Origin of the sequence: Nostoc sp. 'Lobaria pulmonaria (5183) cyanobiont' (assembly GCF_002949795.1) — a bacterium.
GTDB lineage: Bacteria > Cyanobacteriota > Cyanobacteriia > Cyanobacteriales > Nostocaceae > Nostoc.
Map to the genome: position 1 here is coordinate 1,218,006 of NZ_CP026692.1, position 25,781 is coordinate 1,243,786.

Below are 25,781 nucleotides of genomic sequence, written 5' to 3' on the forward strand. Positions count from 1 at the left end.
TTAAGAAAATACGTTAATTCTAACCCTTGTACAGCAAGGGTTTTATTGTTTTCTTTCACAGGAATACAGTAACCCAAAACTATCAAGTGGGGTAAAACTGGGGTAATTTGCAAGTATCATAATATGCCAGATTATGCGAAAATACATCTTTAGAGCTTGTTCCAAACCCTTCTTTACAAATCGCTGTCTTACCCTTTCAATTGTTGAGGTACTGATGTCTATGGTCGAAGCGTAGGCGTAGCCCACCGTAGGCATCGCTTGATCTATCCAACCCCCTGACTCTCGGTTAGTATCTGCCAGCAGTAACACACGCGCATGATTTATTTTATACGCAGAAGTTTTACCTGTAGTTGTCAATTTATCTAAATATGCTCTCTCTTGAGATGTTAGAGAGACAATGTATTTTTTCTTCGGCATCAGATATGCGCATTGCTTTGAGTATTTACAGATCACACTGTCCGCGTATCCCTCAATTTAAAATTTACAGACTACTAGGTCGCCACGATCGCCTTTTAGAAGCGATTCGCTGGTTAGAAACCGAACCCTCTATATTGGGGATGAGCGCTCAGATCATGGCTGTTGCCCGTAAATAGGCGGTAAAGTAGAGCGATCGCCACTAACTAAAAGCGCTTGTTGTTTTGCCAGTACTTGTTCGCGTAATAAGAGTAATTGTCTATCTCTAATGCCTTCTGCGATTAATCCTTCAACTGTTTTCATCAGATAATCAGCGCCGGAACCCAATTTTCCTGATGCGGTGGCAATGCTATTAACAGTAGTTGTGAATGGTATCTGATGAGCGTACCTGGGATGTTGGCGATTGGCAACAAAAGCGATCGCTGGAAATTCCTGCGTACCGTCAAATACCTTCACCCAACGAGCAATGTAGACACCAGCTAACATCTCTCATCGCCAAATCAGGAGTAATTCAGACGGGACATCAGCAGCAGCAATCCGATAAATAACGCCACGACAGCTACCACCGCGATCGAGTCCTAAGAGTAATCCCGGATTATCTGGAGTACCGCGACCGAGAATCATCCATGTACAGAAGCACCGATGCCAACCATAAACGATCCCAGCACGGCGCTCGACGTATGTGATTAGGGGATTCCAAATCAGCGAACCGTAGGCAAATATCCAGATATCAGAATTTGGTAGCTGTTGTTGTAGTGTTTTATGGAGCGATCGCTGTAACTCACTTTAATCCTTTGTCAACCGCCAGATGGCGAACCCAATTTCACCCGCCATCATTGTGCCGATGTTAAATAAGATGCAGCTCAAAATCATGAATGGGGCTGTGTAGTCGAATGGGTTACGAGCCGCAAAGGTGGTGATAACATCGAACACCCAAACCGCAATCACAACTAGCCCAGCGCTAGATCGCCCAACACCCACCCTCTGAGTTCTGGGTTGTCAAGAGCAAGGATTTGGCAGACTTCCCCGATTTGGTAGGTGTTTGGTACTACTTTCGTTCTTTCAATTATGCGTTGTACTACGTCTTACTTATAAGACGCTGAACTTGGACAGATACATCAGGAAAGGCTAGGGGTGAAATAGTACCTGTGGTTAATGTCAGTTCGGTTTTGTATTCCCCATTTTTTAGGTCACGAAATACTTTTAACTGCGGAGTCTTCAGGTTGACAACCCAGTATTCAACAATACCAGCCTCAGCATAAATGTCTTTTTTCTCACCTAAATCTTTGCTCAGGGTGGCTTTGGAAAATTCAATAACCCAAAAGATGTCTTCTGGGTAAGGATGGTGTTCTAAGTAGACCTCACCTAAAGGTTTGACAATCGCAACATCGGGAGCAGGTTCTGAATCGTTGGGTAAGGTAATCGGTTTGGCATCGCGGATTTTTACCCGTTCACCAAGCAGTGTGCGAAGATAATCAGCTGCTTCTGTGTTGTAGTAGGCGTGAGGTTCTCGTTCTGGGGGCATAACAATCAGGTCGCCGCGCAATAGTTCAATGGACTGGTCGTCAAAGATACCTGCCTCTATTGCTTGGTGATAACGTTTAATTGTCCATTTATAGGTAGTTACGGTCATAACCATTATTTAGCTTTTTTTCTACCAATTAGACATTCTTGTTTACTTTGATTTTAGAATGACGCATTTGCTAACGATGCAATGCTACTCAAACGTCCGCTTTTTGTCAAAGATGGAACAGCAGTCCTAGTAGGCTTCAGGGATGAGGGAGTAGTTCGAGAAAAATTAGATTTAGCGTAAACCTCTTGCCTCAAAGCCAAATCTATCATCAACTCCATATTCCCGCTCAATCAAAACCAACAGCTTCTCTTCCACAGCCGTTAAATAAGGCCGATTCAGCTTCCCCAACGACTGCAACAGACTTTTGAGTGTCTCCTCAAGTGAATCGGAATACACCCGACTGATGCGATCGCAAATTACCTGCATCTGCTCACACTCGGCAGGCAGGTAGTTGAAGGACTTCAGATGTTGCAACCCAACTGTGTACTCCCTATCCCAAGTTCTGACGGTGCAGCTAAATGCGTAATTCCATCAACGCCTTACCAGCCTCAAAAACTGCTCTCTCCACACGGCGCTCTAGGTGAAGGCGGTCGCGCTGTTCTTCTTCTGTCAACTCTGGAATTTCGACAGCAGTAATGTTAATTGTTGCTGTAGCTGGGTTTTCTTCAAAGTCTTGGTCATCTGGTGGCGTGTCGTCACTAGATGCAGCAGAAGTAGTTTTTTTGCGCTTAGAGGATGGTTTATTCACAGTAAACCAAAAAGTTTTTCCCAAAGAGCGATCGCATGGCATTATTATCCGGCTATTTGTCACCTTCACAGGGCTAGTGTGAACTATCAGCCTGACAACCAGACCTAAAAGCAATCCAGCATTAGATAATTTGAACAAAATCGGCTGGATAATGGGGGCGATCGCACTCAATTTTGCTTTGATGAATAACCCAATGATCAATGGGCTGACCATCATTAACAATAAGGGTTTGGCAATATCCCAGGAGTTAATTTGCACACCTTCCACCACTAAGGGCAGTACACATCGGCATATAAAAAATTGTGCCCAGCATTAGCAACATCATTAATCCCACCGAGAAAGCTATATTGCCTTTCACTATGTGGGCAAGTTTAGGTAGTGCTGGAGGACCTGATGCTACTGCCATGATCAGTAAGCCATCTCTTAATGGTTCGCTTAAATGTACTACTTGTAGTAACAAATATACAAAAAGCGGCACTAGCACAAAATTTGTTAGCAGGGATGATATGACTAAGCGGAGGTTGCGGAGTGGTTCCCAAATCTGACTTTTCCGGTTAAGTCTCGAAAAGCTTACTGGAAAAGGATTTAAGAAACAGCACAGCAAATACGGTACAGTAATTGAAATCGGGTGCTAAAGGTAACAAGCAATGCTGGACTGGTGGGAGAAAAATTTTGCAACCTTAGAACTAGGCGATCGCTCCTCCACAAAACTGGAATTATCAGACCCCATTTTGAACGTTCCTCCTAAAATCATCGCCATACCTTGGGGACAGGGATTGACTGTGGCTGCCAATGCGGTTGTATTGATGAATAAGAGTGCGATCGCTATTCCCTGAATGAATATTAGTGTGAGAAAGTAATGTTTTTTTCCATACCTAATATTCTCACTTTTGCTATTTCTAATTGAATGCCTGTAGTTCATCAATAAGATTCAACTTTTCTTAAAACTGATATTATTTTGGATTTTAGATGAACAATCCTGCTTTTCTTCGTAGTTTTCGTTAATCTATTTTTCGCATTAGTGAATACATGAGCATCTGAAAACTAGAACAACTAGCCACACACGAAATACCCACCTCTACACACAGCGTCGTATTCTCTGTTTGAGACTGTGGATAAAACGGTGATGCGGTTGCGAAAAACAACTTCACGAATCTTGAATGGTTCAAATAGATGTGCCATTAATATTGATTCCTTCTCTTGCTAAGTAAAAGAAATTGAGGACAGATTTGCAGCATGAACTCGATTTTGCATTAAACGGCTGGAGATTTTCTCTTCCGTACACTGAAATGAGCGATAAACGCCACAGCCAACAAAAAGAATCCCAGAGCACAAACGCCTGATTATGTCTAGCTATTTATTTAGTTACACTAATAATTAGGTATGCATATTTTCATAAAGACTGTATACTATTTTTAAGTACATTAAATCGACCGATAAACTGTAGTATATCATCTAACTGACGTAGATACCTGCCAGTCAATTATTTAAGTGCACTAATCAGAAAACAGAATGGTTGCTTTCATCCATAGTGGGCGATCGCTCATGAACAGCTTCTGTTTTATTGCTTTAGTTTGAGTTGTGCAATCTCCAATAGTCTGCATGTCACGATTATTACAAGGAAAAGATTTCATGAGCAACATCCAACTATACTTCGCCAAAGCCTCTACCTTCTCTCAACGTACTCGCGTCGTCTTACTAGAAAAAGGTATTGACTTCACCTCGATAGAAATTGACTTACAAAATAAACCAGATGGGTACACGCAGATTTCGCGCTATGGTAAAGTTCCAGCTATCAAACATGGGGATGTTGAAATTTATGAGTCCGCTATTATTAATGAATATCTAGATGAAGTTTTTCCAGAACCACCTTTGTTACCCCGCGATCCCGCAGCTAAAGCGATCGCTCGGATTTGGATAGACTACGCCAATACTCGCCTTGTCCCAGCTTTTAACAAATTTCTGCGCGGTAAAGATAGCACCGAACAGGAACAAGGACGAAAAGAGTTCACAGAAGCACTTCTATATATTGAACAAGAAGGATTAGGCAAAGGTGATTACTTGTTAGGAGATCAGTTTAGCCTAGTTGATATCAGCTTCTATCCTTGGTTTGAACGTTTACCACTCTTAGAACACTTCCGTAAATTCACACTACCAGCAGAAACGCCTCGGTTGCAGACATGGTGGAATCTGGTAGGCGATCGCTCCTCAATTCAAGCGGTAGAAAATCCTGTGGACTTCTATTTGCAAAGATTCGCCAAAGTTCTCGGTGAACCTATTCCCGTTGGTGCAGCACAAAAATAGGACACAAAGGTATGGTGATGGGAGTGAAACCTTAACTGTTGAGTATTGACCAAATAATTAACCAAAATCCAAAAAGGGATGACCTATGAGCTTAAATAACCAAGTTCTAGACAGAGCGATTTCCCAAGAACTGCCATCCGTAGAGGCTAACCTCAGTTACCTGATTCCAATGGCAGAAAAACCTGTTAACTATACTTATGAACCACCAGCGGGGATTCCCCGCACGAATGCAACTTATCAGACGCACAAACTGCCAATTTACAATGCTCGCTCCATCTCAGATAACATCTCGTTAGATAGAGAAGGATTCGCTTTTACTGGACATAATACTAATGTCCGCGACTTTTACGATGAAGACAAAGTACGCCGCGTCTACTATCCAGAAGGCGAGCAATTGTTAAAAGAGGTGACGGGAGCAACAAAGGTAGTGATATTCGATCACACCCTTCGTAATGCTGGTAATTCCAAGCCAGGTGAGAATAATATTAAGGAACCTGCCAAGCGTGTACACAACGACTTCACTGCCAAATCAAGCTATACTCGCGCCCGTTTGGAATTAGCAGCGCGAGGCATAGATGATATTGATGCGCTACTAAAACAACGATTTGCCATCATCAATGTCTGGCGAGCGATCGCAACACCAATCCTAGAATCACCCTTAGCACTGTGTGACGCGCAAAGTATCGCACCCACAGACATTGTAGCTGGCGATTTTGTGTACCGCGATCGGGTTGGTGAGACATACGGAGTCACGTATAACTCCAAACATAAATGGTTCTACTTCCCACAAATGCACAGAGACGAAGCACTGTTTATCAAATGTTTTGACTCCGCAGAAGACGGACACGCCCGTTTTGCCGCCCATACAGCCTTTGAAGACCCCACCAGCCCAGCCAACGCTCCCCCACGAGAAAGCATCGAACTACGAGCATTCGTCTTTTACCCCGCATAGATCGCAAAAACTTCTCTCAAACTCCTACTTTCTGCGCCTCTGCGTAAAACAAATTAATTAACCCTTGAAGACATAAATATCATGGCTTCCCAACACTTTGACATCAAACCAATCGCTGGACGTATCGGTGCAAAAATCATTGGTGTTGACTTGAGCACTAACCTCAGCAATGAAATCATCAGCGATATCCGTAAAGCTTTAGTCAAACTACAAAGTCATCTTCTTCCGAGAGCAGAACCTTGACGCTCAAGGACAAGTAGCCATTGATTTACCACAAGAAATTTTAGAGCATCGGGCTGTTTTCACCTCAACTTTATACGAAACCCTGCATCCAGTTGTCCGCGTCCATCCTGAATCCGGTGAACGTGGATTATTTATCGGTGGTTTCGTGCGCCGTCTCCGTGGTCTATCACAAAATGAATCCGATCATATCCAAAAAGGAGAATTATAACAACTACTAATGCTGGAAAAAATTAGCTAATTGTCAGCAGTGACAAGAGCGATCGCAAAGCCATCATACCCTTTGTTACCTACAGTCTGGATTGCCGTAGCACTTACACGCGCTTGGGCACTGAGCAATTCGTTAAAACGACGCACTCCCTGAACATTAGGATCATCGCTGTTCACCTCAATTACAGCTCCGTTACGAACAACGTTATCGGCAATAATTAGGCTACCCTGGCAAGAAAGCTTTAACGCCCACGCAAAATATTCTGGGTTGCTTGGCTTGTCTGCGTCAATAAAAATCAAATCAAATGGATTGTATTCCTCGTTAGCTAATTGCGGCAGTGTATCTATTGCCCGGCCGACACGCACCTCGACAAGATGAGCCAGTCCAGCGCGGGCAATATTATCGCGGGCAACTTCGGCGTGCTGGGGATTTGACTCTAGGGTGATCAAATGACCATCAGCAGGCAATGCTCTAGCTAACCAAATTGTACTGTAGCCGCCTAAAGTGCCAATCTCCAGAATAGTCCGCGCTTTATGGATTAAGGCTAATAGCATGAGCAGTTTACCTTGGTTTGGCGAAACATTATGTGGTGGTAAACCAGCCGCATCACTAGCCTGAAGAGCAGCATCTAATACAGGATCAGAAGGTATAAGCAAATCAGTGATGTAACGATCAACTTCTGTCCATAGTTCTTGAGTCATCAAAATAGCTTGCTTCCAAGGAATGATGTATGGTAAGTTTCTATTTAGAGTAATAACGGTAATGGCATCAGTTTACCGTAGCTTGTCTCATAACTCAATCACTAAAATCAGCGTATTAATCAAAAGCTGAATACAGTTAACAATCAAGCTTTCCATGCAAATTCAAACAGTTGGTATTTTAAGCCCAGGTGACATGGGACAGGCGATCGCATCTGTTCTCAATCAAAATGGATTGAAGACAATTGCCGCCCTGGACGATCGCAGTCCCAGAACTCGGCAATTAGCCGCCGCAGCCAATATCCAAGATGTGGGTTCTCTCACACAACTACTAATTGAATCTGATGTGGTGTTATCAGTGCTAGTCCCCGCCGCCGCAATAGAAGCAGCGAATCTTGTAGCTGAGGTAATAGGCAATGTGGGGAAACAGATTCTGTACGTTGATTGCAATGCAGTTGCACCCCAAAAAGTAAAACGTATTGCCCAAGTCATCGAATCAGTGGGAGTCACATTCGTAGATGCCTCAATTATTGGCCCACCTCCCAGAGTTCCTGGTCGTACCCGGATCTATGCGTCAGGAAAACAGGCCGTTGAATTTCAACAACTGCGGAATTATGGCTTGGATATACGAGTAATTGGCGATGAAATTGGTCAGGCTTCTGGATTGAAGATGTCTTACGCCGCCTTGACAAAAGGACTGACAGCGATTGGTACAGAATTACTGATCGCCGCCCATCGCTTAGGCTTGGATGAGCAACTCTGGGAAGAAGTATCTAGCAGCCAACCGGAACTTGCTGCTATACTCACCCGTTCCATTCCATCCATGACACCAAAAGCACATCGTTGGATAGGGGAAATGGAAGAGATTGCCGAAAGCTTTCAGGAGGTAGGTCTGACTGAGCGCATTTTTTACGGAGCAGCTGATATTTACCGCTTAGTAAAGGATACATCTTTGGGTAAAGAAACACCAGAACAGTCTAAGAGCGATCGCCCCTTGAGAGAAATTATTAATGCTCTTTCCGACGAAACTGCATCAAAATAAAGCTTATAACTCGATTCAGATTTGACAAAATGAGTGAAATTCGTGCTTTTGCTGTTGACCCTAATAAATCTGATTCAGCGAATTTTTTGTAAGTTATGGACAAAATTAAATTAGTTATTTTTGATTGTGATGGTGTTCTAATAGATAGTAAACACATCGCAAAGATTATTTAGTTGGAAATGCTCAACTAAACAGGAATATTTTAGACTTTAGAAGATATCATTGATATTTTTGTTTACATATCAAGCATGATATTTAATCGCTATTAATGTTGCATAAACAATCAAATTATAATTTTGAGGAGAATTTTGTATAAGCTTATATCTACAACTATCAGGTAAAACAGCAATTGTTACAGAAGGAAAAACCGCTGCGATCGCATTTTTATTTTTCTTTCTTTTGCCTTTTAACTTTTTACTTTTGGCTTGTTTACTAAAAGCAGGGCAATTGATTGAAGTTTCTGAAGCTACTAAGCTTGGTCAAGCTGCGTAGTTCGATCGTGTAACGTAAAAGTAGTATTTAATGAAGTAGCTATTTGTGTAAAAACCTCCCTTGCTGGTGAAGCATATTCGCTTATCGCAATCGGATTTTCAGTCTCACTACCGCTACAAATGCGGGGATCGATAGGAATTTGTCCCAACAGAGGCGCTTGTAATTCTGCGGCCAGTTGTTCGCCGCCACCACTACCAAAAATTGGTGTGTGTGAACCACAATCACCGCAAATTAAATAACTCATATTTTCAATGATGCCAAGGACAGGAACACCCACTTGGCGAAACATATATATATTACGTCGTACATCTGCAACAGCCACTTGTTGAGGAGTTGTCACTAAAATAACTCCACAAATTGGGCTTTCTTGAATAATTGTAATTTGAGCATCACCTGTACCGGGAGGTAAATCTTCAATTCACTTAACCCAAGACGAATTTTCTATCTGTTTGAATCTTTTTAATTGCACGTTGCGCTTGGATAGACACTTCTTTGTCCGGGTCATCTAAGGCTTGTTGTAGGGGGTTAATAACGTCGGGATGAGCTAAATTCCCAAGAGCAATTACTGCTTCTTTGCGAACATCTGCATATTCATCTGTTAATGCTTGAATTAATTTCGGCATAACTTGAATATCTGGGATTTTTTGCAAAGCTTGTGCTGCTGATTTACGTACTTGCCAATGTTCATCACCTAAAGCTATTTCTAATGCTGAAATTGCTTGTTGATTTTCATGAATAGCTAGAGATTTGGCTGCATTACGGCGAACTTGCCAATCTCTATCATTTGTAAGTGCTTGAGCAAGTATTGTAATTACTTGTGTATCTTGTAAATGTCCTAAAGTTAAAGCAGTAGCACGACGAACAAGTGTTGATTCATCAAATATTAAATCCAAAGCTTGTGGACATTTTTCTAGTTGATTGATATATCGTAGTGTGGTAATTGCCGCTTCTCTTAACTCAGGATTATTTAATTTTAAAAATGGTAAGATATAGGGTAAAGATTGAATGTCATGGATTTTTCGCAATAGGAATAAGATATTTAGTTGGATATTTATATCATCACTCTGAAGTTTATCTAGTAACAGTAGTAAATCATCCTGGGTAACTAACTCGTTTAAAGCTGATGCAGCTTCAGTGCGAATATCTACATCTGCGGAACTGAGACATTCAAGTAAAGCAGGAATAGCTGAAGAATTAGCAATCTCCCAAAGGGCAGATATAGCTATTTTTTGAACAGCAATCTGTTCATCTTGTAAAGCGATGATTAGTGCGTCTACTGTTTCTTCTTCGCCGAGATGTTGTAAAGTTTTGACGGCTAATAAGCGCTCATTTACGTCAGGCGATCGCAGCATTTTTAGCCAATCTTTGAGGTCATCGCTCATTATTTTTACCACAGAGTCACAGAGAATCTTTAACGTAATAAAAAGGGAATTTGTACTGTAATTGCATTAGTGGGACATTCTTTTTCACAGGGGAGACAAAACCAACACTCATCATATTTCATATAAGCTTTCCCTGTCTCTGGATTTTTTGCTAATACATCAAGGGGACAAACTTCAATACAAGCTGTGCATTTTTCTAAACATTTCGATTCATCAACGATAACAGGAACATCTATTCTTTGATTGATTAAAGCCATAAAATTTCTCCTTGATTTTATAACTAAACTTTTAAACGATAAACTAAATGGGGTAAATTTGCATGTATAATTTCACGCTCATATTTAAATCCCAACTTTTCCATAACCCTTTGTGAAGCTTGATTCGTCGTTAGAGTAAAACAAACTATCTCTGGCAATCTCAGTAGTTCAAAACCAATTTTCAATATTTTTTCACCCATTTCTGTCGCTAACCCTTTAGCCCAAAATTTAGCTATTAGAGCATAAGTTAATTCTACTTCATCGTTACCTTCTACTTCAGTATTCCGAAGACCAGCACGACCAACAAATTGATTGTTAATTTTGTCTCGAAACACCCATAATCCGAATCCATAATGCTGCCAATGATTCAAATTATTGAGAATAAAAAGCCGTGTTTCTTCATCAGAGCGAACACCGCCCAAGGTTGCCATAACTTGCGCATCTTGATGCATACAATGAAGTTCATTCAAATGTTTAAATCGCAGACGTTCAGCAAACAGACGCTGAGTAGTAAATGTATTAATTAACTGCATATTCTTCACTAAATCAATTTTTTATAAAATGTCACCGACTGTTTGATATTGGTATAACCAATTTTTTCATAAAACGAGTGAGCTTCTTGACGTTTGATATTAGAACGTAACAGAACACCCTCACATCCAACCAGAGAAGCCCACTGTTCAATTTGCTGCATCAAAAAACGTCCAATTCCACTATGACGATAATCTTTATCTACAACTAATCCCAAAAGAATTGCTGGAGTCGGAATAACTATTGAGTCACAAATATGAGCGTGTGCCCAACCAATTACATATTCATCTTCTAAAGTGGCAACATACACAATATGAGCATTGTTCTTTTTAATTTTAGTAAGGCGCTGTTCTATTTGTTGATTTGTCACATAATATTCAAGTTGTTCGCAAAGACTAGTAATTCTTTGCACATCTTTAATCTCAGCTTGTCTAATTTTAATTTTCTCATCTACAATAACTTTATTTGTCATAATTTAATTTTAAATTACAATTATTTAGTTATCCAGCGTTGCACGGATAAAACGATAGCCTATATCAATCTCTGCTAAATTGTGAATATCACCATATTTTTTCGTCCATTCCCCACTACTTAAATCTGCTGTAAGTAACTGTACTCCTTGCTCAATTAAATCTTGATTCGCTAATGCAAAAGATGATATTCCCGCGCGTACTTCTGCTTGAAGATATAACTCTGGTCGTCTCCAAGCTGCTGCTGCGAATAAATCAGACAAATCGTATGGTAACAAAAGGGGTATGGCTTCAACACGCCTTTTAGTATTCCTCTGAATTAAATAAATCTGTTCGTTAAGTGGTAAAAATCGTAAAGCATCTTCCCATAAAAATGGAAAATAATCATAAAGCCATATCTTCTTAGCTAATCTAATATCAAAAGTTAGCAAAATTATTGCTCCATCTCTAATAATTCTGTGCATTTCTTGAAACGCTTTTTCGAGATGAGAAAAGTGATGAATTGCCAGGATACTTACAACAGCATCAACAGACTGATCTGGTAGAGGTAAATTTTCTGCATAGCCAGTAAACCACTTAATTTGCCGATGTTGTAATGCTTGTTTTTGCATTACCAAAGAAGGTTCAATAGCATTCACAAAAAAACCTTGGTTAGCTAGTGCTAAACTGTAACCACCAGTACCAGCACCAATATCAGCAATCAGACTACCTTTTGGTAAATTGAGTAAATCAATTAATTGATTGACGATGCGAATATCAGGAACGCGAGTTTTGGAATATTGTTGACCAATTGAATTATAGATAGACATATTTATAATACAATTCCTCAAAATAATTTAAACAAAACCATTTAAGGTTTAAAGCCTGTTAGTTAACCAACTCCAGCAACTTTAAGAGTTCACTTATCATAAACTTTGGTTGTGCTTCTTGTGGTAAAATTTGGTTTTTTCGGTTGTAATAGCAAAAATCAATCTTGACTTGCATTGCTCCCACATAGTCATAAGCGAGAGAATCTCCTACGTAAAGTACTTGTGCTGGTGTTAAATCTAATCTAAATAACACATGATTAAATATTTTAGGAGATGGTTTAGCAAAACCAATTGCTTCAGAAACTATAACTTCCTCAAAAAAATGCTCAATTCCCGCAGCTTGCATTCTCGGTACTTGTGCTGATACAAACCCGTTGGTGATCACAGCCAAACGATAACTACGTGCGAGAACAGTTAGTACTTCATTTACATTAGGTTCCATTACAGCAGAATGATTAAAAATATGCCAAAAACTTTGACTGAGATTGCTGATGGTGCTTTGTGCTACGCGACAATACACCTTACATTTTGCCTAAAATTTTGAAAACATCCTCTTACTTAGCTGCAACACTATACAGTCGATTTGGTAAATACTTAGCGAACATACGTACATTTAAACTATAAGCAATATTATACTACGATAAATTGAGCAAGTTACCGTATTTTGTGATAGAATATTCACATATATAAGCTGCAAATGCAAGATATGAAAAAGTATGTCTAGGGGTAAACATCTAACTTGACACAATGATTCTTATATCTCTGAAAAAGGTAAATTTTGATACAAACCCCAGCCAATAAGTTGAGCTGGGGTTTTTCTTTTTTTACTTAGCACTGTTTCATTAAATTCAGGGAGAGGGTGCTATTCCTCTTGCACATCAACCCAGATACTGCCTTCTTCAATACGAATCGGAAACACTGGCAATGTTTTTGGTTGTGAAACCAACGAGAGTACCTTACCTACACCAGGTGGCCAGGAACACCATCCTTGTACCTCACCAGTCCGTAGGTCAAAAGCACTGCGATGGAAAGTACAAACTATTGCCCCACTTTCAGTGATTTTCCCACTTTTCAACGGTAATTTTAAGTGGGGACAGTTGTTATCTACAGCATAAAGCTGACTTTCGTGATTCAAAAGCAAAATTTTCCGGTTGCCAACTTTCACCACTTCTCGCGCACCTGGGGAAAGTGCTTCTACTGCAAGAACTTTAGTCCAACTCATTAGCTTCTCCTCTCCTAATATATCTGCTTTCAGTTTCCCGCAATTGTGACCAGTGCGATCGCCCTTGAGTACCGGATGTCTATGATGGGCTTTGTCTAAGCTGGCGATAAACTGTAACTATAAAATATTACATTAAATCCAATTTTTATACTGGAAAAAATTATTTCTGGGTAAACTAGATAAAGCACTTACTGTCTATGCCTCACAAGACTTGTAGCTAATAACAGACAATTATGAGGGATATAAAAAATGATTAAGACAAGTTACGAATTTGACCAGTCTATCCTCGCCGCCGGATCTGCATTAAAGACTAATATTTTACTAAGTTTTCGTGCTGACATAGCTAAATCTCCTCGACGTAACCTTAACCTTTCGCTTGTAATTGACCGTTCCGGCTCTATGGCAGGTGCTCCCTTGCATCACGCACTCAAAGCCGCTGAGTCTGTGGTAGATCGACTTGAGCCAGATGACATTCTCTCGGTAGTTGTTTACGACGATGAAGTGGACAGTGTTGTGCCACCCCAGTCTGTGACTAACAAAGCCGCACTGAAAAATTCCATCCGCAAGGTGAGAGCAGGCGGTATTACCAACTTATCGGGGGGATGGCTCAAAGGCTGCGAACACGTGAAAACGCGACTCGAACCGCAAAAAATCAACCGTGTTCTCCTGCTTACCGATGGTCACGCCAATATGGGCATTCAAGACCCCAAAATACTGACGGCGACATCGGGACAAAAAGCTGAAGAAGGCATTATCACAACTACGTTAGGCTTTGCTCAAGGTTTCAATGAAGACTTGCTGATTGGTATGGCAAGAGCCGCCACGGGCAACTTCTACTTCATTCAGAGCATCGACGAAGCAACTGAAGTGTTTAGTATTGAGCTAGACAGTCTCAGAGCAGTAGTGGGACAGAACCTCAAGGTGACACTTGAATTGGCTGATGGTGTCAGCCTTGTTGATACTTTAAGTCTGGCTAAAGTTAGCCAGAATGACGCCAGTCAAGGTGTCATCACCTTGGGAGAGCTTTACGAGGGCGAAGACAAACTTCTCGGTTTGAGTCTGGGGATATCAAGCGCTCAAGTTGGTGAGTTACCTGTGATGAAACTGCATTACAGCGCCGATGTTGTGCAAAATGACCGCATTCAAAGCGTGTCAGGTACTATAGATGTCGTCGCCAAAGTTGGCACTGTTGAGGAAGCAGCTTTTGCTGCTACGAGCCATATTATTCTTGAGCTGAGTCGCCTGACGATCGCTAAAGCTAAAGAGACTGCCCTTAATCTTGCTGAACATGGCAAGCATCAGGAAGCTGAACAAACCTTGCGGGCACTTGTGAAAGATTTGCGGGATAAAGGGTTGAACGAGAATTTTGAGATTGCTGAAGAGATCGATCAGCTTGAATATTTCGCCGGTCGGATCGCCCAAAAAGCTCTAGGTAACGCCGGGCGGAAAGAGATGCGGGATCAGACTTACCAGACGATGACGCGCAATCGCAGCGATCTGGTGGGTCGCGGTGTCACTACTGGCGATGAAGTGTACGCCATGCCCATTGTGAATGAAGTCGGTTCAGGTGTTGAATTGTACTGCGTTCGTGAAGGGGGTAAACTGCGGGTCAAGGTCATGTCCGAAGGCTACGATTCAACCAAGAACATCCAGTTTCCCCGCGCCATTCGTGCCGAGGGGGCACGTTATGTTGTTGAAGGACTGGAACTCGCAAATGAACGCACTTTCTATCGGGTACGTGGTAATATCACCCGTTTTGCTCAACCCGGTGAAACAGATATCTTCGTTGCCCCTAGACAATCGCATCCAACTAACACAGGTAAAGCTTCCAAAGGCCCTGCCAGTGCTGCCGATCTTCCCACAATTGACAGTGTAGGAGACAGCATTTTAGTTCAGTGTGTCAAAGATGGCAGCAAGTTACGTGCTAGGGTGGTTTCCGACGGATATGAACCGGATTGGAACATGCGTTTTCCGCGCTCGGTTCGCGAGGAGGGAATGCTTTACGTCGTTGATGAAGTCAAAACCGCACCGGATGGCAAATCTTATATTGCCTGTGGTGAAATTAAGCGATTTGTCCAACCCACTACTAACTAGGTCGGCGTAAATAATTATAGTTTGGATAAGGCAGGGGGCAGGGAGCAAGGGAAAAGAATTTTCCCCTCTACCCCCGCCCCTCTGACTCTTTTCAATGCCCAATACCCCAATCCTTAAAAGAAGCCAAGTAAATATGCCTTAGCTGACTGAGACTGTCAGGATCAGAGAGTAAAGAGTAAAAGGCAATCTATTTTGACTTTTAACTTTCTCCTTTTGTTCAACTTCCACAACGGGAGGTTTAATCTTGACTAAATTGAAAGTTGGTATCAATGGCTTCGGTCGAATCGGGCGACTTGTACTTCGCGCTGGCATCGATAATCCCAACATTGAGTTTGTGGGCATTAACGACCTAGTACCACCAGATAACCTCGCTTATCTATTAAAGTACGATTCAACCCACGGTCAATTAAAGCACAAGGTTGAAGCCAAGGAAGACGGCATCCTGATTGACGGACATTTCATTCCTTGTGTGTCAGTGAGGAATCCAGCAGAATTACCTTGGGGAAAATTAGGTGCAGATTATGTCGTGGAAGCTACCGGACTCTTCACTGACTACGAAGGAGCTGCAAACCACCTGAAAGCAGGTGCAAAGCGAGTGGTAATTTCTGCTCCCACCAAAGATCCAGATAGAGTTACTACCCTGTTAATGGGTGTCAATCATCACCTATTTGACCCTGGCAAGGATATCATTGTCTCCAATGCTAGCTGCACTACAAACTGTCTAGCTCCCATAGCTAAGGTGATTAATGATAATTTTGGGGTGACTGAAGGGTTAATGACCACAGTCCATGCCATGACTGCCACTCAGCCAACTGTAGACGGCCCCAGCAAGAAAGACTGGCGGGGTGGTCGAGGTGCATCCCAAAATATTATTCCCTCCTCGACAGGCGCAGCGAAAGCCGTAGCACTGGTTTTACCAGAATTGAAGGGCAGGTTAACTGGGATGGCATTACGAGTTCCAACTCCCGATGTCTCTGTAGTTGATTTAACTTTCAAAACAGCCAAAGCCACCAGTTATCAGGAAATCTGTGCCGCCATGAAGGAGGCTGCCGCAGGTTCACTAACGGGTATTCTAGGCTACACAGAAGAAGAAGTAGTTTCCACAGATTTTCAAGGTGATACTCATTCCAGCATCTTCGACGCAGGTGCTGGGATTGAGTTGAATTCCAACTTCTTCAAGGTAATTGCTTGGTATGACAACGAGTGGGGCTACTCAAATCGTGTGATTGACCTGATGTTGTCTATGTCACAAAAGGAAAAACTTGCCCCGACAGCGGCTGTGGTTTGATTAGTCATTAGTCATTAGCTTTTGACTGCTGACTCATGACTTTTGTACAGACGCGATTAATCGCGTCTCTACTCTTGACTTTTGGGATTTGGGTCAAATGGTAAATACTCCGAAAACAAAAGGTAATCTAGTATTTTTATTTAGCAAACCAGTGATATGAAGCACGTGTGAATTTGGATGTTTTGGGCGATCGCTCAAAGCATCCAAATTTGCAAGTTACTCCTCAACCCCCAATCCCTATGCGTCGAACCAAAATCATTTGTACTGTTGGGCCGGCTACATCTGCACTTGAAAGGCTGCAAGCCTTAGTAGAAGCTGGAATGAACGTGGCACGGCTGAATTTCTCCCACGGAGCTTATGAATTCCACGCCCAAACGGCTCACTATCTCAGGCAGATTAGTACTGAGCAGCAAAAGCCGATCGCAATTATGCAAGACCTATGTGGCCCCAAAATTCGCTTGGGAACTTTACCACCGGAAGGCTTAAATTTAGAAGCTGGTACTGAAGTTACCTTTGTTTTGCAAGAAAAGGGTGAGAGTATCGACGAACTCCCCCTACCATTGCCGACTTTGTTCGCAATGGTGCGACCAGGTGAACCGATTTTGATTAATGATGGTCGCGTCAAATTGATAGTTACCGATCGCGATGCCGATCGCATTCGGGCCCAAGTGAAAAATGGCGGCTTAATTTCTACGCACAAGGGAGTAAACCTGCCCCAAACTCCTTTACCTGTAAGTTCGATCACCGAAAAAGACTTGCTGGATTTGCGTTTTGGGATTCAGTTGGGTGTAGACTGGGTAGCGGTGTCCTTCGTGCGATCGCCACAAGACTTAGAACCCGCCAAGCGCATGATTGAAGCCGCTGGCGCTTCGATTCGCTTAATTGCCAAAATTGAAAGAGCAGAGGCAGTAGAAAACTTTGACTCCATTCTGAAAGTTGCCGACGCGATTATGATTGCCCGTGGCGATTTAGGGGTGGAAGTGCCAATTCATGAAGTACCCCTAATTCAAAAAGATATTATTCGCCGTTGCAATCGTGCTGGCAAGCCGGTGATTACAGCTACCCAAATGCTAGAGTCGATGATTAGCGCCCCCGATCCCACCCGCGCTGAAGCAACCGATGTTGCTAACTCTATCTTGGATGGAACAGACGCGGTAATGCTTTCTGGTGAAACAGCTGTCGGACAATATCCCATCGCCGCCGTCCAGATGATGCACAACATCGCCGTGCGGACAGAACAAGCTCTAGATGAGGGTAGCAAACATGCTTGGTGTCATGAAGCGGGCAGTCTTAGCGTTACCGAATCTGTGGCAGAATCCGTCTGTCGCATCGCCTATGAAACAGGCTCACGGGCAATTCTTTGTAACACTTCATCAGGAAGTACGGCGAGAATGGTGTCTAAATATCGGCCTACTTCTCCGATTATTGCCCTAACCTCCGACATCACCGCTTATCGCCAGCTAGCACTTTCTTGGGGTGTGGAGGCTTTGCTCATCCCACCAGTCCACAATGCTGAGGAGATGTTTACCAATGTGGTAAACACAGTTGTAGACATGGGTCTAGCGAATAAGGGCGATAAAGTGGTAATTACCTCTGGTGTTCCAATTGGTAAATCAGGAACAACTAGTTTAATCAAAGTGCATTCCATTGGACAGCCAATTTCAGCATAACCCACCTAGAATAGGGCTGTGGCTGTGAATAGTAAGCATTGGGCAATGATTCCGAAAAATTGCCAGAATCAGAATTGAAGGAATAGTCAAGAGTTTAAACAGCTGGGGAATTAAGTAAATCCTGTAACATTCATCACGGAGTATTTTATGTCCAAGAGTTTACTGGAACAATTGCGGAAAATGACTGTCGTGGTTGCGGATACGGGGGATATCCAGGCAATTGAAAAGTTCAAACCTCAAGATGCCACCACCAATCCTTCTCTGATTACTGCTGCGGCGCAGATGCCAGAATATCAGGAAGTTGTCGATCAAACTTTACTCCAGGCAAAGAAAGATGCTGGAGCTAAAGCTACCGAAACAGAGATAGTTTCTCTAGCTTTTGACCGTCTAGCAGTTGCCTTTGGATTAAAGATTTTACAAATTATTCCCGGTCGCGTGTCTACGGAAGTGGATGCTCGCTTGTCCTACGATACTGAAGCTACCCTGACTAAGGCACGGGAATTAATTGCCCAGTATAAAGCTGCCGGGATTGGCCGCGATCGCGTTTTAATTAAAATTGCCAGCACCTGGGAAGGCATTCGGGCAGCAGAAATCCTGCAAAAAGAAGGTATTCACTGTAACCTTACCTTGTTGTTTGGTCTTCACCAAGCGATCGCCTGTGCAGATGCTGGTGTTACCCTAATTTCTCCCTTCGTCGGTCGGATTCTCGACTGGCACAAAAAAGATACTGGACGGGATAGCTACCCAGCAGATGAAGATCCAGGAGTTTTGTCTGTCACCAAAATCTACAACTACTACAAGAAATTTGGCTATAAAACCGAAGTTATGGGAGCTAGTTTCCGTAACCTTGGTGAAATTACTGAACTTGCTGGTAGTGATTTATTGACAATTTCCCCGTCACTTTTGGGTGAATTACAGGCAACCATTGGAGAACTGCCACGCAAACTCGACCCTGCAAAGGTAGCAAACTTGGAAATCGAAAAGATATCCATTGACAAAGCCAGCTATGACAAGATGCACGCTGCTGACCGCATGGCAACTGACAAACTAGACGAAGGTATTAAAGGTTTCACCAAGGCACTAGAAGACCTTGAGAAACTTTTGGCAGACCGACTCGTTCGCCTGGAAGGAGAGGTAGTGGCAACCCATTAGGGACTTGCAATTAAAAAACATCCAAAGTAGTGTGCGTTACGGCTTGAGCCGTAACGCACTTCAAATATCATGTCTGGGTAATTAGTTATGATTGCCATAGTCATTTCACCCCACACGCCAGTTGCTCATGGAGGAAACCCCGACAAGTAACAGCAATGCTTTGTCTACGTAGGCGTAGCCCGTCGTAGACATTGCACCAAAAATTTACACTGCGGACATGATATGACTCTTTTAATCTTCGTGGTCATCGAACGGATCGTTCAATTCCTTGCTAGGAGGACCAAAGGAGGTATAAATAGAAACTCCAGTGATGGCAATCACCACGGCAGCCATAGAAATGCTAAGAACTATTGCGGGTTCCATAATTGAGAGATAGATGATGAGTGCTATTCTTATAGAATATTACAGAAGATTAAAAAAAGCTTTGGCAAGTAATCTTAGGTGAACTATGGCACAAAGGACTAGGTTGGGAGATATCCTGAAACCACTGAACTCTGAGTATGGGAAAGTGGCTCCAGGTTGGGGTACTACCCCTGTAATGGCTGTTTTTATAGCGCTATTTTTCGTGTTTCTGCTGATTATTCTGCAACTTTACAATAAATCACTGTTGGTTCAGGATGTATTTGTCGATTGGCGGAGTTTAGGACGGTAACGCATATCACAGCGAGCGAGTTTGGATAACAAGTTAAGTTACGCCCGGTTCTTCCGGGTTTTTTTGTGAGTTGTAATTTGCTACTGAACAATAACTCAGCAGGTGTAAGTTGGGGAGCCACTGCGTTGGGCGGGTTTCCCGACTTGAAGCAAGTGGCGTTTGAGGAACGAAACCCAACAAACTCTTGAGAATGTTGGGTTTCACTTCCCTACGGGACGCTGTTCGCATTCGTTCAACCCAACCTACATTTATTTTTTTCTCCCCAGAGTGACACAAGCGGGGTAGAAGCGATCGCAAAACGACAGGTTACAATCTCTTTAGATATACCTTCTCCAGTAATGATGATTGAGGTCGTCTGTTTGTCCCCTTGTCCTTTTTTGTCCAGAACACAGCAAGTATTTGGTTCAGGACTTACGCAAAATGACGTGAAAGCTTTGATTTCCTGTAAGGCAATTCATGAATTGCCCCTACATTTCGTATTTGATGCGTCAGTCCTATTGTTAAAGAGTTTAGATTTGCTTAAGCTAAACTACTATCGCAAATTTACTGGCTTGTATTAAGTAGTACGTTTTAATTGTTGAAAAATTGCCGAAAATTCATAAGTTTACTTTAGGCGACAGGATAATCAATCAACTGTACGATTTATTAGAGGGATTAATTCAAGCCAAATATGCTAAAGATGAACTTATTCAATTAGAATCTCAGAATACTCAACTAGATATTTTGCGCTATAAAACACGAATGCTGCTCGACTTCAATTTGATGTCATTAAGTACTTAGTTTACTCAAACTCAGGTGGCCACAGTTCTTTTATTGTTAATTCCCAACCTGGAAGTAATTCTGGTATTGTCAGTTTGTCGTTATCTTTTAAAACTACTGGTTCAAGGTTAGAGCGATAAACTGTTACTAAAAGTTTATCAGGGTCAATGAGAATACCCACTGTAGATCCAAGTTCTAGGAATAGTTTAATCTTTTCTTGGAGTGGTTTGAGGCGATCGCTTTTCGATTTGACCTCAACCATGAGATCGGGTACTAACTGCACAAAGTCACGTTGAGTCTTCTTGAGTCCTTCTGCTCGAACAAATGAAACATCTGGAGCGCGTAGATTTCTTTTTTCCGGGTCGCCTCCAGTTTCATCTGTTTCAATGCTGGGCAAGATAAAGCCAGCACTAGAACCAGTAACACGTCCCAGTTTGCGAGGCATGACCCATATATTCAAAAACGTCAGCAGACGAGAACCAATTTCGTCTGACTGATAATCGGATGGACCCATAACAATGATGTTTCCCTCTACTAGCTCCATCCGCCAATCAGGATTCTGTGATTGTAATTGTTCTAAGTCTTTGATTGTCAGAGACATAAGGCATAACTCGCTTGTGGGGCGATCGCTTTCTATGATAGGCGATTATTGAGTAGACTACATAATAATATGTGAGTCTATGTAGTGGTTTTAGAGTTTATCGGAGACAAAAATGAATATATTTGGTATCGGTCTGCCGGAAATGGCTGTAATTATGGTAGTAGCGCTGTTAATCTTTGGCCCAAAGAAGCTGCCAGAAATTGGTCGGAGTGTGGGCAAAACAATTCGTAGTTTCCAAGAAGCTTCCAAGGAGTTTCAAAACGAGTTTCAAAAAGAAGCGGAACAGTTAGAAGAAACTGTCAAGACTACTGCTGAATTGGAACCTAAGCAAATCCACCCTGCTAAATCTGAGCAGGATACCGCTAGTTCTTCCCAAGCTAGCTAGGATGCTGCATATCAATTGACTGTAGGCAAAATGACAGAAGCTGTTACGCAACCAGCTTTGGTGATTCCCCAGCTAATTGTCGGGTTAGGGAATCCAGAAGCTAAGTACGACCAAACACGCCATAATATCGGCTTTGCTGCTGTAGAAAGTCTCTCCGATTCTTGGCGCATTCCCTTAGCAGAAAACCGCAAATTTCAGGGTGAGTATGGCGAGGGTATCGCCCCAGGTGGAGGTAAGATTCGCTTGCTAAAGCCGTTAACTTATATGAATCGCTCAGGACAAGCAATACAAGCGGTGACAAGTTGGTATAAATTGCCGCCTGAGTCAGTGTTGGTGATTTATGACGATATGGATTTGCCCTTGGGAAAAACTCGTTTGCGTTTATCTGGTTCAGCTGGGGGACATAACGGCATGAAAAGTGCGATCGCACATCTTAGTAGCCAAAACTTTCCCCGTTTGCGAATCGGTATTGGTAAACCCAAAGATGCAGCTAATAACGATGATTCCGGTGCTATCTCCCATGTACTGGGGCGATTTTCCGCTGCCGAAAATCAGCAGATGTCTCTTGTACTTCAGTTCGTGGTTGAGTGTATTGAACTAAGCCTCAAACAGGGAGTAGAAAAGGCGATGAATGTTTGTAATAGCCGCACCATTAATAATTCTGAGTCTTAGGGCTGGATGAATACTGTCCTATCAGCTTATTAAAGAAAGCTAACCGATGTTTAAAGGCGCTTATTTTGGTTGATGGGCAGCGATTTTAGCTTGCTCCATCTAACCAAGATAAAGCCTCTAACGCGCTCTAAGTATAGGAAAAGCAACTCATTTACACCCTAATTAGCAGTGCGGCAGACTTTGCTTAATGTTTGTATGAATAATGGCGCGAGCGCTATTGCCTGTTTTCGGTCATAACCTCAAGCAACGCCAATATCACACCAAATAGGTTTATTTAAAACGTCTTGTGCGTCTAGCTGCTACTGCCTTACGTTTGCGTTTTTCTATCGGTGTTTCAAAGTGTCGATGATATTTCACATCAGCTAATATCCCAGCTTTGGAAACCTGGTGTTTAAACCGACGCAAAGCTGAGTCTATTCCTTCGTTCTCTCCTAGAACCACCTGGGTCATTCTTCCCTTTTCCTCATCATCAATAGTTTCCATTCTAATATTACTCTCAACCTTAGTAAAACCCCTCTGAGCTAAAGTCATGATTAAGAGGCTATTCGTCTGGTTGAGGCGGGTTATGTGTGCTTCTGTATCGTGAAACCAGCACTTAACTAAAAGTTAATCTAAGTGCCCTAATGCACTCTCAGAAGCAATAGAGAAGATGGGGAAATTATAATGCTAAATTTTTCTAGCTGTACTTGAAACTGGGGAATAATGTAATCTTAGTTACTAAGATACATGATGAAAACAGATTTTAAAAGTTGATTCTGCCCTCATTTAGTAATTTATATCCAGTTGCTAATGCTGTAAAAGCAATTATAAAATTCCATAAGCTAGTTGGCTTTAAAATAACTCCACCGCTTAAGAAAACTAGTACTATGCCAATGCCGAGAAAAATCCATCCCAAGTTACCAGTTTCTCTTTGAAAAAAGACTAATGCAAATATACCTATCATCGTTGCCAAAACTGAAGCTGTAGCAGGTAAGCTACGGTAAAAATATGAATAGTAACCGCTAACAAATATGATGTTTTGACCAAAAAAGTATAATCCTGTGAAAAGTAGAATTAAACCTATAAGTTTGATTAACAACCTGCCCATAATATTTTGATATTTTTAATGGCTGAAGCCAATTTTTATCCGATTATAGTGGGGTTTTTAAAATTGTATAAAAATTTACCTACTCTTTAATTTTTTACGTAAATATATTTAATAAAAATCTAGGCTATTAGAAAATGCCAGTACAAGTAATGTTGATTACATCAATTAGTCCTTGCCAGCGTTTTATCAAGGTGCTTTAATAGCGATCGCATTCTGCAAAAACCTACAAAATATGTACAAAACTTGCAGCGACTCGACATCGCTGCTGGTGTTGATAAAATTACAGACTCAAAACATTAAACTCAAAGATATGACAAGCTAGTAGCATATCTTTGACACTAAAATCTCCCCAAAGCTGAATAGGAGCATACATGGAGCCAATTATTGCTATAGTTTTAGCCCTTATAGGTTATGCCTTAGGTTCTGCAAAACTGATTAATCAAGGAAATGAAGCCCTAGTCGAACGCTTGGGGCGGTATCATCGGAAACTTAAGCCTGGGCTGAACTTTATTGTTCCCTTGGTAGATCAGATTGTGATGGAAGATACTACACGAGAGCAAATTTTAGACATCAAACCTCAGAATGTGATCACCTATGATAATATTTACGTGGAAGTGGACGCTATTGTGTATTGGCGCATTAGAGATATTGAGAGAAGCTTTTACGCGATTGAGGATCTGCAAGGAGCATTGACACAGATAACCACAACCACGCTGCGAGAAATCATTGCTCAGAATACCCTAGAGCAGACCAACGTTTCCAGAGCAGAGATGGACTCAGCGATCTTAGACCAGTTGAATAGTGTAACGGCAGATTGGGGAGTTGATATACTCCGGTTAGATATTCAGAAAATTACTCTACCTGAGAGTGTCCGAAAGTCTAGGGAAGAGGAACAAGCCGCCGTCATCAAAAAACGGGCACTGATTACCGAAGCAGAAGGGGAAAAGGAAGCTGCTATAAAAAAAGCAGAAGGAACTATGGCTTCAGTGCAAATCATTTCTCAAGCTCTACGTTCCAATCCTGACAGTAGGGACATTCTGCGGTATCTTGTAGCTCAAGATTACGTAGATGCCAGCCAAAAACTTGGTGAGAGCAGTAATGCCAAAATTGTCTTTGTAGACCCAGCTAACTCAAGTGAAATGTTTCAGGAGTTGATAGCCGAGTCAGGAAATCAAGAAGGTAACGGCAAAAAATTCGAAAACGGTAATCCTTAAGAGTCATGCTGTATAGCTTGTCTCAATAGGGCATCAGCTACTAGTGAAACATCACGCATTTCTTGAACATCATGAACTCGGAGGATATCAGCGCCATTAAAAATAGCAGCACAACAAGCTGCTGCCGTTCCCCAAACTCTTGCTTTGGGATCTGGTTGGTTTAAAATGCGACCAATGAAATTTTTACGAGATGCTCCTACCAAGATAGGACAGTTGAGTGGTGCGAGCGATCGCAAGCCGCGAAAAATTTCTAAATTTTGCTCATAGTTTTTAGCAAAACCAATACCAGGATCGATAATAATTTTATCCAGGTTAATGCCTGCGGTAGTTGCTGCCTGAATTTGCCGAGCCAAAAAACTAGAAATCTCACCGAGCAAATCTTGATAATCAGTCTGTTGTTGCATTGTCTGTGGTGTTCCCCGAATGTGCATTAAAATCATCGGCACACTTAACTCTGCGACTATTGGCAACATTTCTGAGTCAAAAGTGCCGCCAGAAATATCATTAATAATATCTGCTCCAGCTGCTACAGATGCCTGGGCTACAGCAGCACGGGTTGTATCTACAGAAATCGGGACTGAAATCTCTGGTCTTAGCACGTGTAATACCGATAGTACCCGGTCAAGTTCCTCCGCTAGAGTTATTTGCTTTGCCCCTGGTCGAGTTGATTGACCGCCCACATCGATGATGTCAGCACCAGCAGCCACCAGTGCTTGCGCCTGTACTAAAGCGGCAGAGGAAGTGTTAAACTCACCCCCATCACTAAAGCTATCAGGCGTTACATTTAAAATGCCCATCAAATAAGTCCGCTGTCCCCAATCGAAATAGCGTCCTCGAATTATCAAGTTCCTTGGCATAAATC

General features: G+C 42.1%; 34 protein-coding genes and 3 pseudogenes. 15 read left to right on the plus strand and 22 right to left on the minus strand.

Annotated features, from left to right (window positions below):
* Positions 1-42: 42 nt before the first annotated feature.
* The 4 genes and pseudogenes from NLP_RS05220 to NLP_RS05230 all read right to left on the minus strand — a co-directional run bounded on the left by NLP_RS05220 (position 43) and on the right by NLP_RS05230 (position 2,047).
* Positions 43-417, minus strand: a complete 375-nt coding sequence (locus tag NLP_RS05220; RefSeq protein ID WP_104905459.1) for a hypothetical protein — start codon at positions 415-417, stop codon at positions 43-45.
* Between the two features lie 153 nt (positions 418-570).
* Positions 571-1,143: pseudogene (locus NLP_RS05225) on the minus strand (gamma-glutamylcyclotransferase).
* A 57-nt stretch (positions 1,144-1,200) separates the two neighbouring features.
* Positions 1,201-1,395 (minus strand): hypothetical protein, encoded by a 195-nt coding sequence (locus NLP_RS34655; RefSeq protein WP_234017218.1) that lies wholly within the window; start codon positions 1,393-1,395, stop codon positions 1,201-1,203.
* A 97-nt stretch (positions 1,396-1,492) separates the two neighbouring features.
* Positions 1,493-2,047 (minus strand): Uma2 family endonuclease, encoded by a 555-nt coding sequence (locus tag NLP_RS05230; RefSeq protein ID WP_104905460.1) that lies wholly within the window; start codon positions 2,045-2,047, stop codon positions 1,493-1,495.
* 60 nt (positions 2,048-2,107) lie between these two features.
* Between NLP_RS05230 and NLP_RS34660 the strand changes: the two are divergent.
* Positions 2,108-2,227: pseudogene (locus NLP_RS34660) on the plus strand (arsenate reductase); the annotation flags it as partial.
* Here the strand turns inward: NLP_RS34660 and NLP_RS34665 are convergent.
* From NLP_RS34665 to NLP_RS34675, 3 genes are read right to left on the minus strand one after another with little or no spacing between them, the layout of a single operon-like run.
* Complete coding sequence (locus tag NLP_RS34665; RefSeq protein WP_234017219.1) at positions 2,219-2,461, minus strand: hypothetical protein; 243 nt, start codon at positions 2,459-2,461, stop codon at positions 2,219-2,221. The pseudogene NLP_RS34660 and the gene NLP_RS34665 sit on opposite strands and share 9 nt — an antisense overlap.
* A 40-nt stretch (positions 2,462-2,501) precedes the next feature.
* Positions 2,502-2,993, minus strand: a complete 492-nt coding sequence (locus tag NLP_RS34670) for an RNAseH domain-containing protein (RefSeq protein ID WP_234017220.1) — start codon at positions 2,991-2,993, stop codon at positions 2,502-2,504.
* Positions 2,983-3,219 carry a hypothetical protein gene (locus NLP_RS34675; protein WP_234017221.1) on the minus strand — a complete coding sequence of 79 codons (237 nt, stop codon included), beginning with the start codon at positions 3,217-3,219 and terminating at the stop codon, positions 2,983-2,985. The genes NLP_RS34670 and NLP_RS34675 overlap by 11 nt, the downstream gene beginning before the upstream one ends.
* Before the next feature lie 163 nt (positions 3,220-3,382).
* Between NLP_RS34675 and NLP_RS05250 the strand changes: the two genes are divergently transcribed.
* From NLP_RS05250 to NLP_RS05265, 4 genes and pseudogenes are all read left to right on the plus strand, one after another.
* Positions 3,383-3,571: a hypothetical protein gene (locus tag NLP_RS05250; RefSeq protein ID WP_104905461.1), complete on the plus strand. Its 189-nt coding sequence runs from the start codon at positions 3,383-3,385 to the stop codon at positions 3,569-3,571.
* A 796-nt stretch (positions 3,572-4,367) separates the two neighbouring features.
* Positions 4,368-5,039 (plus strand): glutathione S-transferase family protein, encoded by a 672-nt coding sequence (locus tag NLP_RS05255; RefSeq protein WP_104905462.1) that lies wholly within the window; start codon positions 4,368-4,370, stop codon positions 5,037-5,039.
* An 85-nt stretch (positions 5,040-5,124) separates the two neighbouring features.
* Positions 5,125-5,991, plus strand: a complete 867-nt coding sequence (locus tag NLP_RS05260; protein WP_104905463.1) for a CmcJ/NvfI family oxidoreductase — start codon at positions 5,125-5,127, stop codon at positions 5,989-5,991.
* Between the two features lie 81 nt (positions 5,992-6,072).
* A pseudogene (locus NLP_RS05265) lies at positions 6,073-6,424 on the plus strand (TauD/TfdA dioxygenase family protein); the annotation flags it as partial.
* Between the two features lie 44 nt (positions 6,425-6,468).
* On the opposite strand, the gene NLP_RS05270 reads toward NLP_RS05265, so the two are convergent.
* Positions 6,469-7,143, minus strand: coding sequence for an O-methyltransferase (locus NLP_RS05270; RefSeq protein ID WP_104905464.1), 675 nt, complete (start codon positions 7,141-7,143; stop codon positions 6,469-6,471).
* Positions 7,144-7,297: 154 nt separating this feature from the next.
* Between NLP_RS05270 and NLP_RS05275 the strand changes: the two genes are divergently transcribed.
* A complete protein-coding gene (locus tag NLP_RS05275; protein ID WP_104905465.1) occupies positions 7,298-8,182 on the plus strand; it encodes an NAD(P)-dependent oxidoreductase in 885 nt (294 codons plus the stop codon).
* A gap of 469 nt (positions 8,183-8,651) precedes the next feature.
* Here NLP_RS05275 and NLP_RS05280 read toward each other — a convergent pair whose 3' ends face one another.
* From NLP_RS05280 to NLP_RS05315, 8 genes are all read right to left on the minus strand, one after another.
* A complete protein-coding gene (locus tag NLP_RS05280; RefSeq protein WP_267894930.1) occupies positions 8,652-9,092 on the minus strand; it encodes a P-loop NTPase in 441 nt (146 codons plus the stop codon).
* Between the two features lie 4 nt (positions 9,093-9,096).
* Positions 9,097-10,056, minus strand: coding sequence for a HEAT repeat domain-containing protein (locus tag NLP_RS05285; protein ID WP_104905466.1), 960 nt, complete (start codon positions 10,054-10,056; stop codon positions 9,097-9,099).
* A 29-nt stretch (positions 10,057-10,085) separates the two neighbouring features.
* Entirely contained in the window at positions 10,086-10,313 is a 228-nt protein-coding gene (locus tag NLP_RS05290; RefSeq protein ID WP_012408944.1) for a 4Fe-4S dicluster domain-containing protein, read from the minus strand.
* A gap of 23 nt (positions 10,314-10,336) precedes the next feature.
* On the minus strand, positions 10,337-10,846 hold the full coding sequence (locus tag NLP_RS05295) for a GNAT family N-acetyltransferase (RefSeq protein WP_104905467.1): 510 nt from the start codon (positions 10,844-10,846) through the stop codon (positions 10,337-10,339).
* 8 nt (positions 10,847-10,854) lie between these two features.
* Complete coding sequence (locus NLP_RS05300; protein WP_104905468.1) at positions 10,855-11,316, minus strand: GNAT family N-acetyltransferase; 462 nt, start codon at positions 11,314-11,316, stop codon at positions 10,855-10,857.
* A 24-nt stretch (positions 11,317-11,340) separates the two neighbouring features.
* A complete protein-coding gene (locus NLP_RS05305; RefSeq protein ID WP_104905469.1) occupies positions 11,341-12,123 on the minus strand; it encodes a class I SAM-dependent methyltransferase in 783 nt (260 codons plus the stop codon).
* Between the two features lie 58 nt (positions 12,124-12,181).
* Complete coding sequence (locus NLP_RS05310) at positions 12,182-12,643, minus strand: HAD family hydrolase (protein ID WP_234017222.1); 462 nt, start codon at positions 12,641-12,643, stop codon at positions 12,182-12,184.
* A gap of 342 nt (positions 12,644-12,985) precedes the next feature.
* Positions 12,986-13,345 carry a Rieske (2Fe-2S) protein gene (locus NLP_RS05315; protein ID WP_104905470.1) on the minus strand — a complete coding sequence of 120 codons (360 nt, stop codon included), beginning with the start codon at positions 13,343-13,345 and terminating at the stop codon, positions 12,986-12,988.
* Positions 13,346-13,594: 249 nt separating this feature from the next.
* Here NLP_RS05315 and NLP_RS05320 point away from each other — a divergent pair, with 249 nt between their 5' ends.
* The 4 genes from NLP_RS05320 (at position 13,595) to NLP_RS05335 (ending at position 19,549) form a co-directional block, all read left to right on the plus strand.
* Positions 13,595-15,439 (plus strand): vWA domain-containing protein, encoded by a 1,845-nt coding sequence (locus NLP_RS05320; protein WP_104905471.1) that lies wholly within the window; start codon positions 13,595-13,597, stop codon positions 15,437-15,439.
* Between the two features lie 244 nt (positions 15,440-15,683).
* Complete coding sequence (gene gap, locus NLP_RS05325; protein ID WP_104905472.1) at positions 15,684-16,727, plus strand: type I glyceraldehyde-3-phosphate dehydrogenase; 1,044 nt, start codon at positions 15,684-15,686, stop codon at positions 16,725-16,727.
* Positions 16,728-16,966: 239 nt separating this feature from the next.
* Positions 16,967-18,397: a pyruvate kinase gene (gene pyk, locus NLP_RS05330; RefSeq protein WP_104909782.1), complete on the plus strand. Its 1,431-nt coding sequence runs from the start codon at positions 16,967-16,969 to the stop codon at positions 18,395-18,397.
* 147 nt (positions 18,398-18,544) lie between these two features.
* Positions 18,545-19,549: a transaldolase gene (locus NLP_RS05335; RefSeq protein ID WP_104905473.1), complete on the plus strand. Its 1,005-nt coding sequence runs from the start codon at positions 18,545-18,547 to the stop codon at positions 19,547-19,549.
* A gap of 231 nt (positions 19,550-19,780) precedes the next feature.
* On the opposite strand, the gene psbN is transcribed toward NLP_RS05335, so the two are convergent.
* Complete coding sequence (gene psbN / locus NLP_RS05340) at positions 19,781-19,912, minus strand: photosystem II reaction center protein PsbN (RefSeq protein ID WP_104905474.1); 132 nt, start codon at positions 19,910-19,912, stop codon at positions 19,781-19,783.
* A gap of 85 nt (positions 19,913-19,997) precedes the next feature.
* On the opposite strand from psbN, the gene psbH reads away from it, so the two are divergent.
* Positions 19,998-20,201, plus strand: a complete 204-nt coding sequence (psbH, locus tag NLP_RS05345; RefSeq protein ID WP_104905475.1) for a photosystem II reaction center phosphoprotein PsbH — start codon at positions 19,998-20,000, stop codon at positions 20,199-20,201.
* 33 nt (positions 20,202-20,234) lie between these two features.
* On the opposite strand, the gene NLP_RS32845 is transcribed toward psbH, so the two are convergent.
* A complete protein-coding gene (locus tag NLP_RS32845; RefSeq protein WP_158680297.1) occupies positions 20,235-20,429 on the minus strand; it encodes a hypothetical protein in 195 nt (64 codons plus the stop codon).
* Between the two features lie 357 nt (positions 20,430-20,786).
* Here NLP_RS32845 and NLP_RS05350 point away from each other — a divergent pair, with 357 nt between their 5' ends.
* Entirely contained in the window at positions 20,787-20,981 is a 195-nt protein-coding gene (locus NLP_RS05350) for a hypothetical protein (RefSeq protein ID WP_442946644.1), read from the plus strand.
* 1 nt (position 20,982) lies between these two features.
* Here the strand turns inward: NLP_RS05350 and NLP_RS05355 are convergent, their stop codons facing one another.
* Entirely contained in the window at positions 20,983-21,561 is a 579-nt protein-coding gene (locus NLP_RS05355) for a Uma2 family endonuclease (RefSeq protein WP_104905476.1), read from the minus strand.
* Positions 21,562-21,673: 112 nt separating this feature from the next.
* On the opposite strand from NLP_RS05355, the gene NLP_RS05360 reads away from it, so the two are divergent.
* Both NLP_RS05360 and pth read left to right on the plus strand, forming a co-directional pair.
* Entirely contained in the window at positions 21,674-21,946 is a 273-nt protein-coding gene (locus NLP_RS05360) for a TatA/E family twin arginine-targeting protein translocase (RefSeq protein ID WP_104905477.1), read from the plus strand.
* Positions 21,947-21,976: 30 nt separating this feature from the next.
* Positions 21,977-22,618 (plus strand): aminoacyl-tRNA hydrolase, encoded by a 642-nt coding sequence (gene pth, locus NLP_RS05365; protein ID WP_104905478.1) that lies wholly within the window; start codon positions 21,977-21,979, stop codon positions 22,616-22,618.
* Between the two features lie 270 nt (positions 22,619-22,888).
* On the opposite strand, the gene rpsU is transcribed toward pth, so the two are convergent.
* A complete protein-coding gene (rpsU, locus tag NLP_RS05370; RefSeq protein WP_104909783.1) occupies positions 22,889-23,068 on the minus strand; it encodes a 30S ribosomal protein S21 in 180 nt (59 codons plus the stop codon).
* 292 nt (positions 23,069-23,360) lie between these two features.
* Positions 23,361-23,705 carry a hypothetical protein gene (locus tag NLP_RS05375; protein ID WP_104905479.1) on the minus strand — a complete coding sequence of 115 codons (345 nt, stop codon included), beginning with the start codon at positions 23,703-23,705 and terminating at the stop codon, positions 23,361-23,363.
* Between the two features lie 371 nt (positions 23,706-24,076).
* Between NLP_RS05375 and NLP_RS05380 the strand changes: the two genes are divergently transcribed.
* Complete coding sequence (locus NLP_RS05380; protein ID WP_104905480.1) at positions 24,077-24,919, plus strand: SPFH domain-containing protein; 843 nt, start codon at positions 24,077-24,079, stop codon at positions 24,917-24,919.
* Here the strand turns inward: NLP_RS05380 and folP are convergent.
* Entirely contained in the window at positions 24,916-25,776 is an 861-nt protein-coding gene (folP, locus tag NLP_RS05385; protein WP_104905481.1) for a dihydropteroate synthase, read from the minus strand. The genes NLP_RS05380 and folP overlap by 4 nt on opposite strands.
* Positions 25,777-25,781 lie beyond the last annotated feature (5 nt).

Excerpts from the sequence above, each read along its gene's own strand:
- NLP_RS05305 (WP_104905469.1), bottom strand. The coding sequence starts at position 12,123 with ATGTCTATCTATAATTCAATTGGTCAACAATATTCCAAAACTCGCGTT.
- NLP_RS05270 (WP_104905464.1), bottom strand. The coding sequence starts at position 7,143 with ATGACTCAAGAACTATGGACAGAAGTTGATCGTTACATCACTGATTTG.
- NLP_RS05300 (WP_104905468.1), bottom strand. The coding sequence starts at position 11,316 with ATGACAAATAAAGTTATTGTAGATGAGAAAATTAAAATTAGACAAGCT.
- pyk (WP_104909782.1), top strand. The coding sequence starts at position 16,967 with ATGCGTCGAACCAAAATCATTTGTACTGTTGGGCCGGCTACATCTGCA.
- NLP_RS05355 (WP_104905476.1), bottom strand. The coding sequence starts at position 21,561 with ATGTCTCTGACAATCAAAGACTTAGAACAATTACAATCACAGAATCCT.
- NLP_RS05375 (WP_104905479.1), bottom strand. The coding sequence starts at position 23,705 with ATGGGCAGGTTGTTAATCAAACTTATAGGTTTAATTCTACTTTTCACA.
- NLP_RS05290 (WP_012408944.1), bottom strand. The coding sequence starts at position 10,313 with ATGGCTTTAATCAATCAAAGAATAGATGTTCCTGTTATCGTTGATGAA.
- NLP_RS05295 (WP_104905467.1), bottom strand. The coding sequence starts at position 10,846 with ATGCAGTTAATTAATACATTTACTACTCAGCGTCTGTTTGCTGAACGT.
- NLP_RS05315 (WP_104905470.1), bottom strand. The coding sequence starts at position 13,345 with ATGAGTTGGACTAAAGTTCTTGCAGTAGAAGCACTTTCCCCAGGTGCG.
- NLP_RS05335 (WP_104905473.1), top strand. The coding sequence starts at position 18,545 with ATGTCCAAGAGTTTACTGGAACAATTGCGGAAAATGACTGTCGTGGTT.
- NLP_RS05380 (WP_104905480.1), top strand. The coding sequence starts at position 24,077 with ATGGAGCCAATTATTGCTATAGTTTTAGCCCTTATAGGTTATGCCTTA.
- NLP_RS05275 (WP_104905465.1), top strand. The coding sequence starts at position 7,298 with ATGCAAATTCAAACAGTTGGTATTTTAAGCCCAGGTGACATGGGACAG.
- NLP_RS05220 (WP_104905459.1), bottom strand. The coding sequence starts at position 417 with ATGCCGAAGAAAAAATACATTGTCTCTCTAACATCTCAAGAGAGAGCA.
- NLP_RS05250 (WP_104905461.1), top strand. The coding sequence starts at position 3,383 with ATGCTGGACTGGTGGGAGAAAAATTTTGCAACCTTAGAACTAGGCGAT.
- NLP_RS05260 (WP_104905463.1), top strand. The coding sequence starts at position 5,125 with ATGAGCTTAAATAACCAAGTTCTAGACAGAGCGATTTCCCAAGAACTG.
- NLP_RS05230 (WP_104905460.1), bottom strand. The coding sequence starts at position 2,047 with ATGACCGTAACTACCTATAAATGGACAATTAAACGTTATCACCAAGCA.
- NLP_RS32845 (WP_158680297.1), bottom strand. The coding sequence starts at position 20,429 with ATGCGAACAGCGTCCCGTAGGGAAGTGAAACCCAACATTCTCAAGAGT.
- psbH (WP_104905475.1), top strand. The coding sequence starts at position 19,998 with ATGGCACAAAGGACTAGGTTGGGAGATATCCTGAAACCACTGAACTCT.
- NLP_RS05255 (WP_104905462.1), top strand. The coding sequence starts at position 4,368 with ATGAGCAACATCCAACTATACTTCGCCAAAGCCTCTACCTTCTCTCAA.
- NLP_RS05320 (WP_104905471.1), top strand. The coding sequence starts at position 13,595 with ATGATTAAGACAAGTTACGAATTTGACCAGTCTATCCTCGCCGCCGGA.
- folP (WP_104905481.1), bottom strand. The coding sequence starts at position 25,776 with ATGCCAAGGAACTTGATAATTCGAGGACGCTATTTCGATTGGGGACAG.
- NLP_RS05360 (WP_104905477.1), top strand. The coding sequence starts at position 21,674 with ATGAATATATTTGGTATCGGTCTGCCGGAAATGGCTGTAATTATGGTA.
- pth (WP_104905478.1), top strand. The coding sequence starts at position 21,977 with ATGACAGAAGCTGTTACGCAACCAGCTTTGGTGATTCCCCAGCTAATT.
- psbN (WP_104905474.1), bottom strand. The coding sequence starts at position 19,912 with ATGGAACCCGCAATAGTTCTTAGCATTTCTATGGCTGCCGTGGTGATT.
- NLP_RS05285 (WP_104905466.1), bottom strand. The coding sequence starts at position 10,056 with ATGAGCGATGACCTCAAAGATTGGCTAAAAATGCTGCGATCGCCTGAC.
- rpsU (WP_104909783.1), bottom strand. The coding sequence starts at position 23,068 with ATGACCCAGGTGGTTCTAGGAGAGAACGAAGGAATAGACTCAGCTTTG.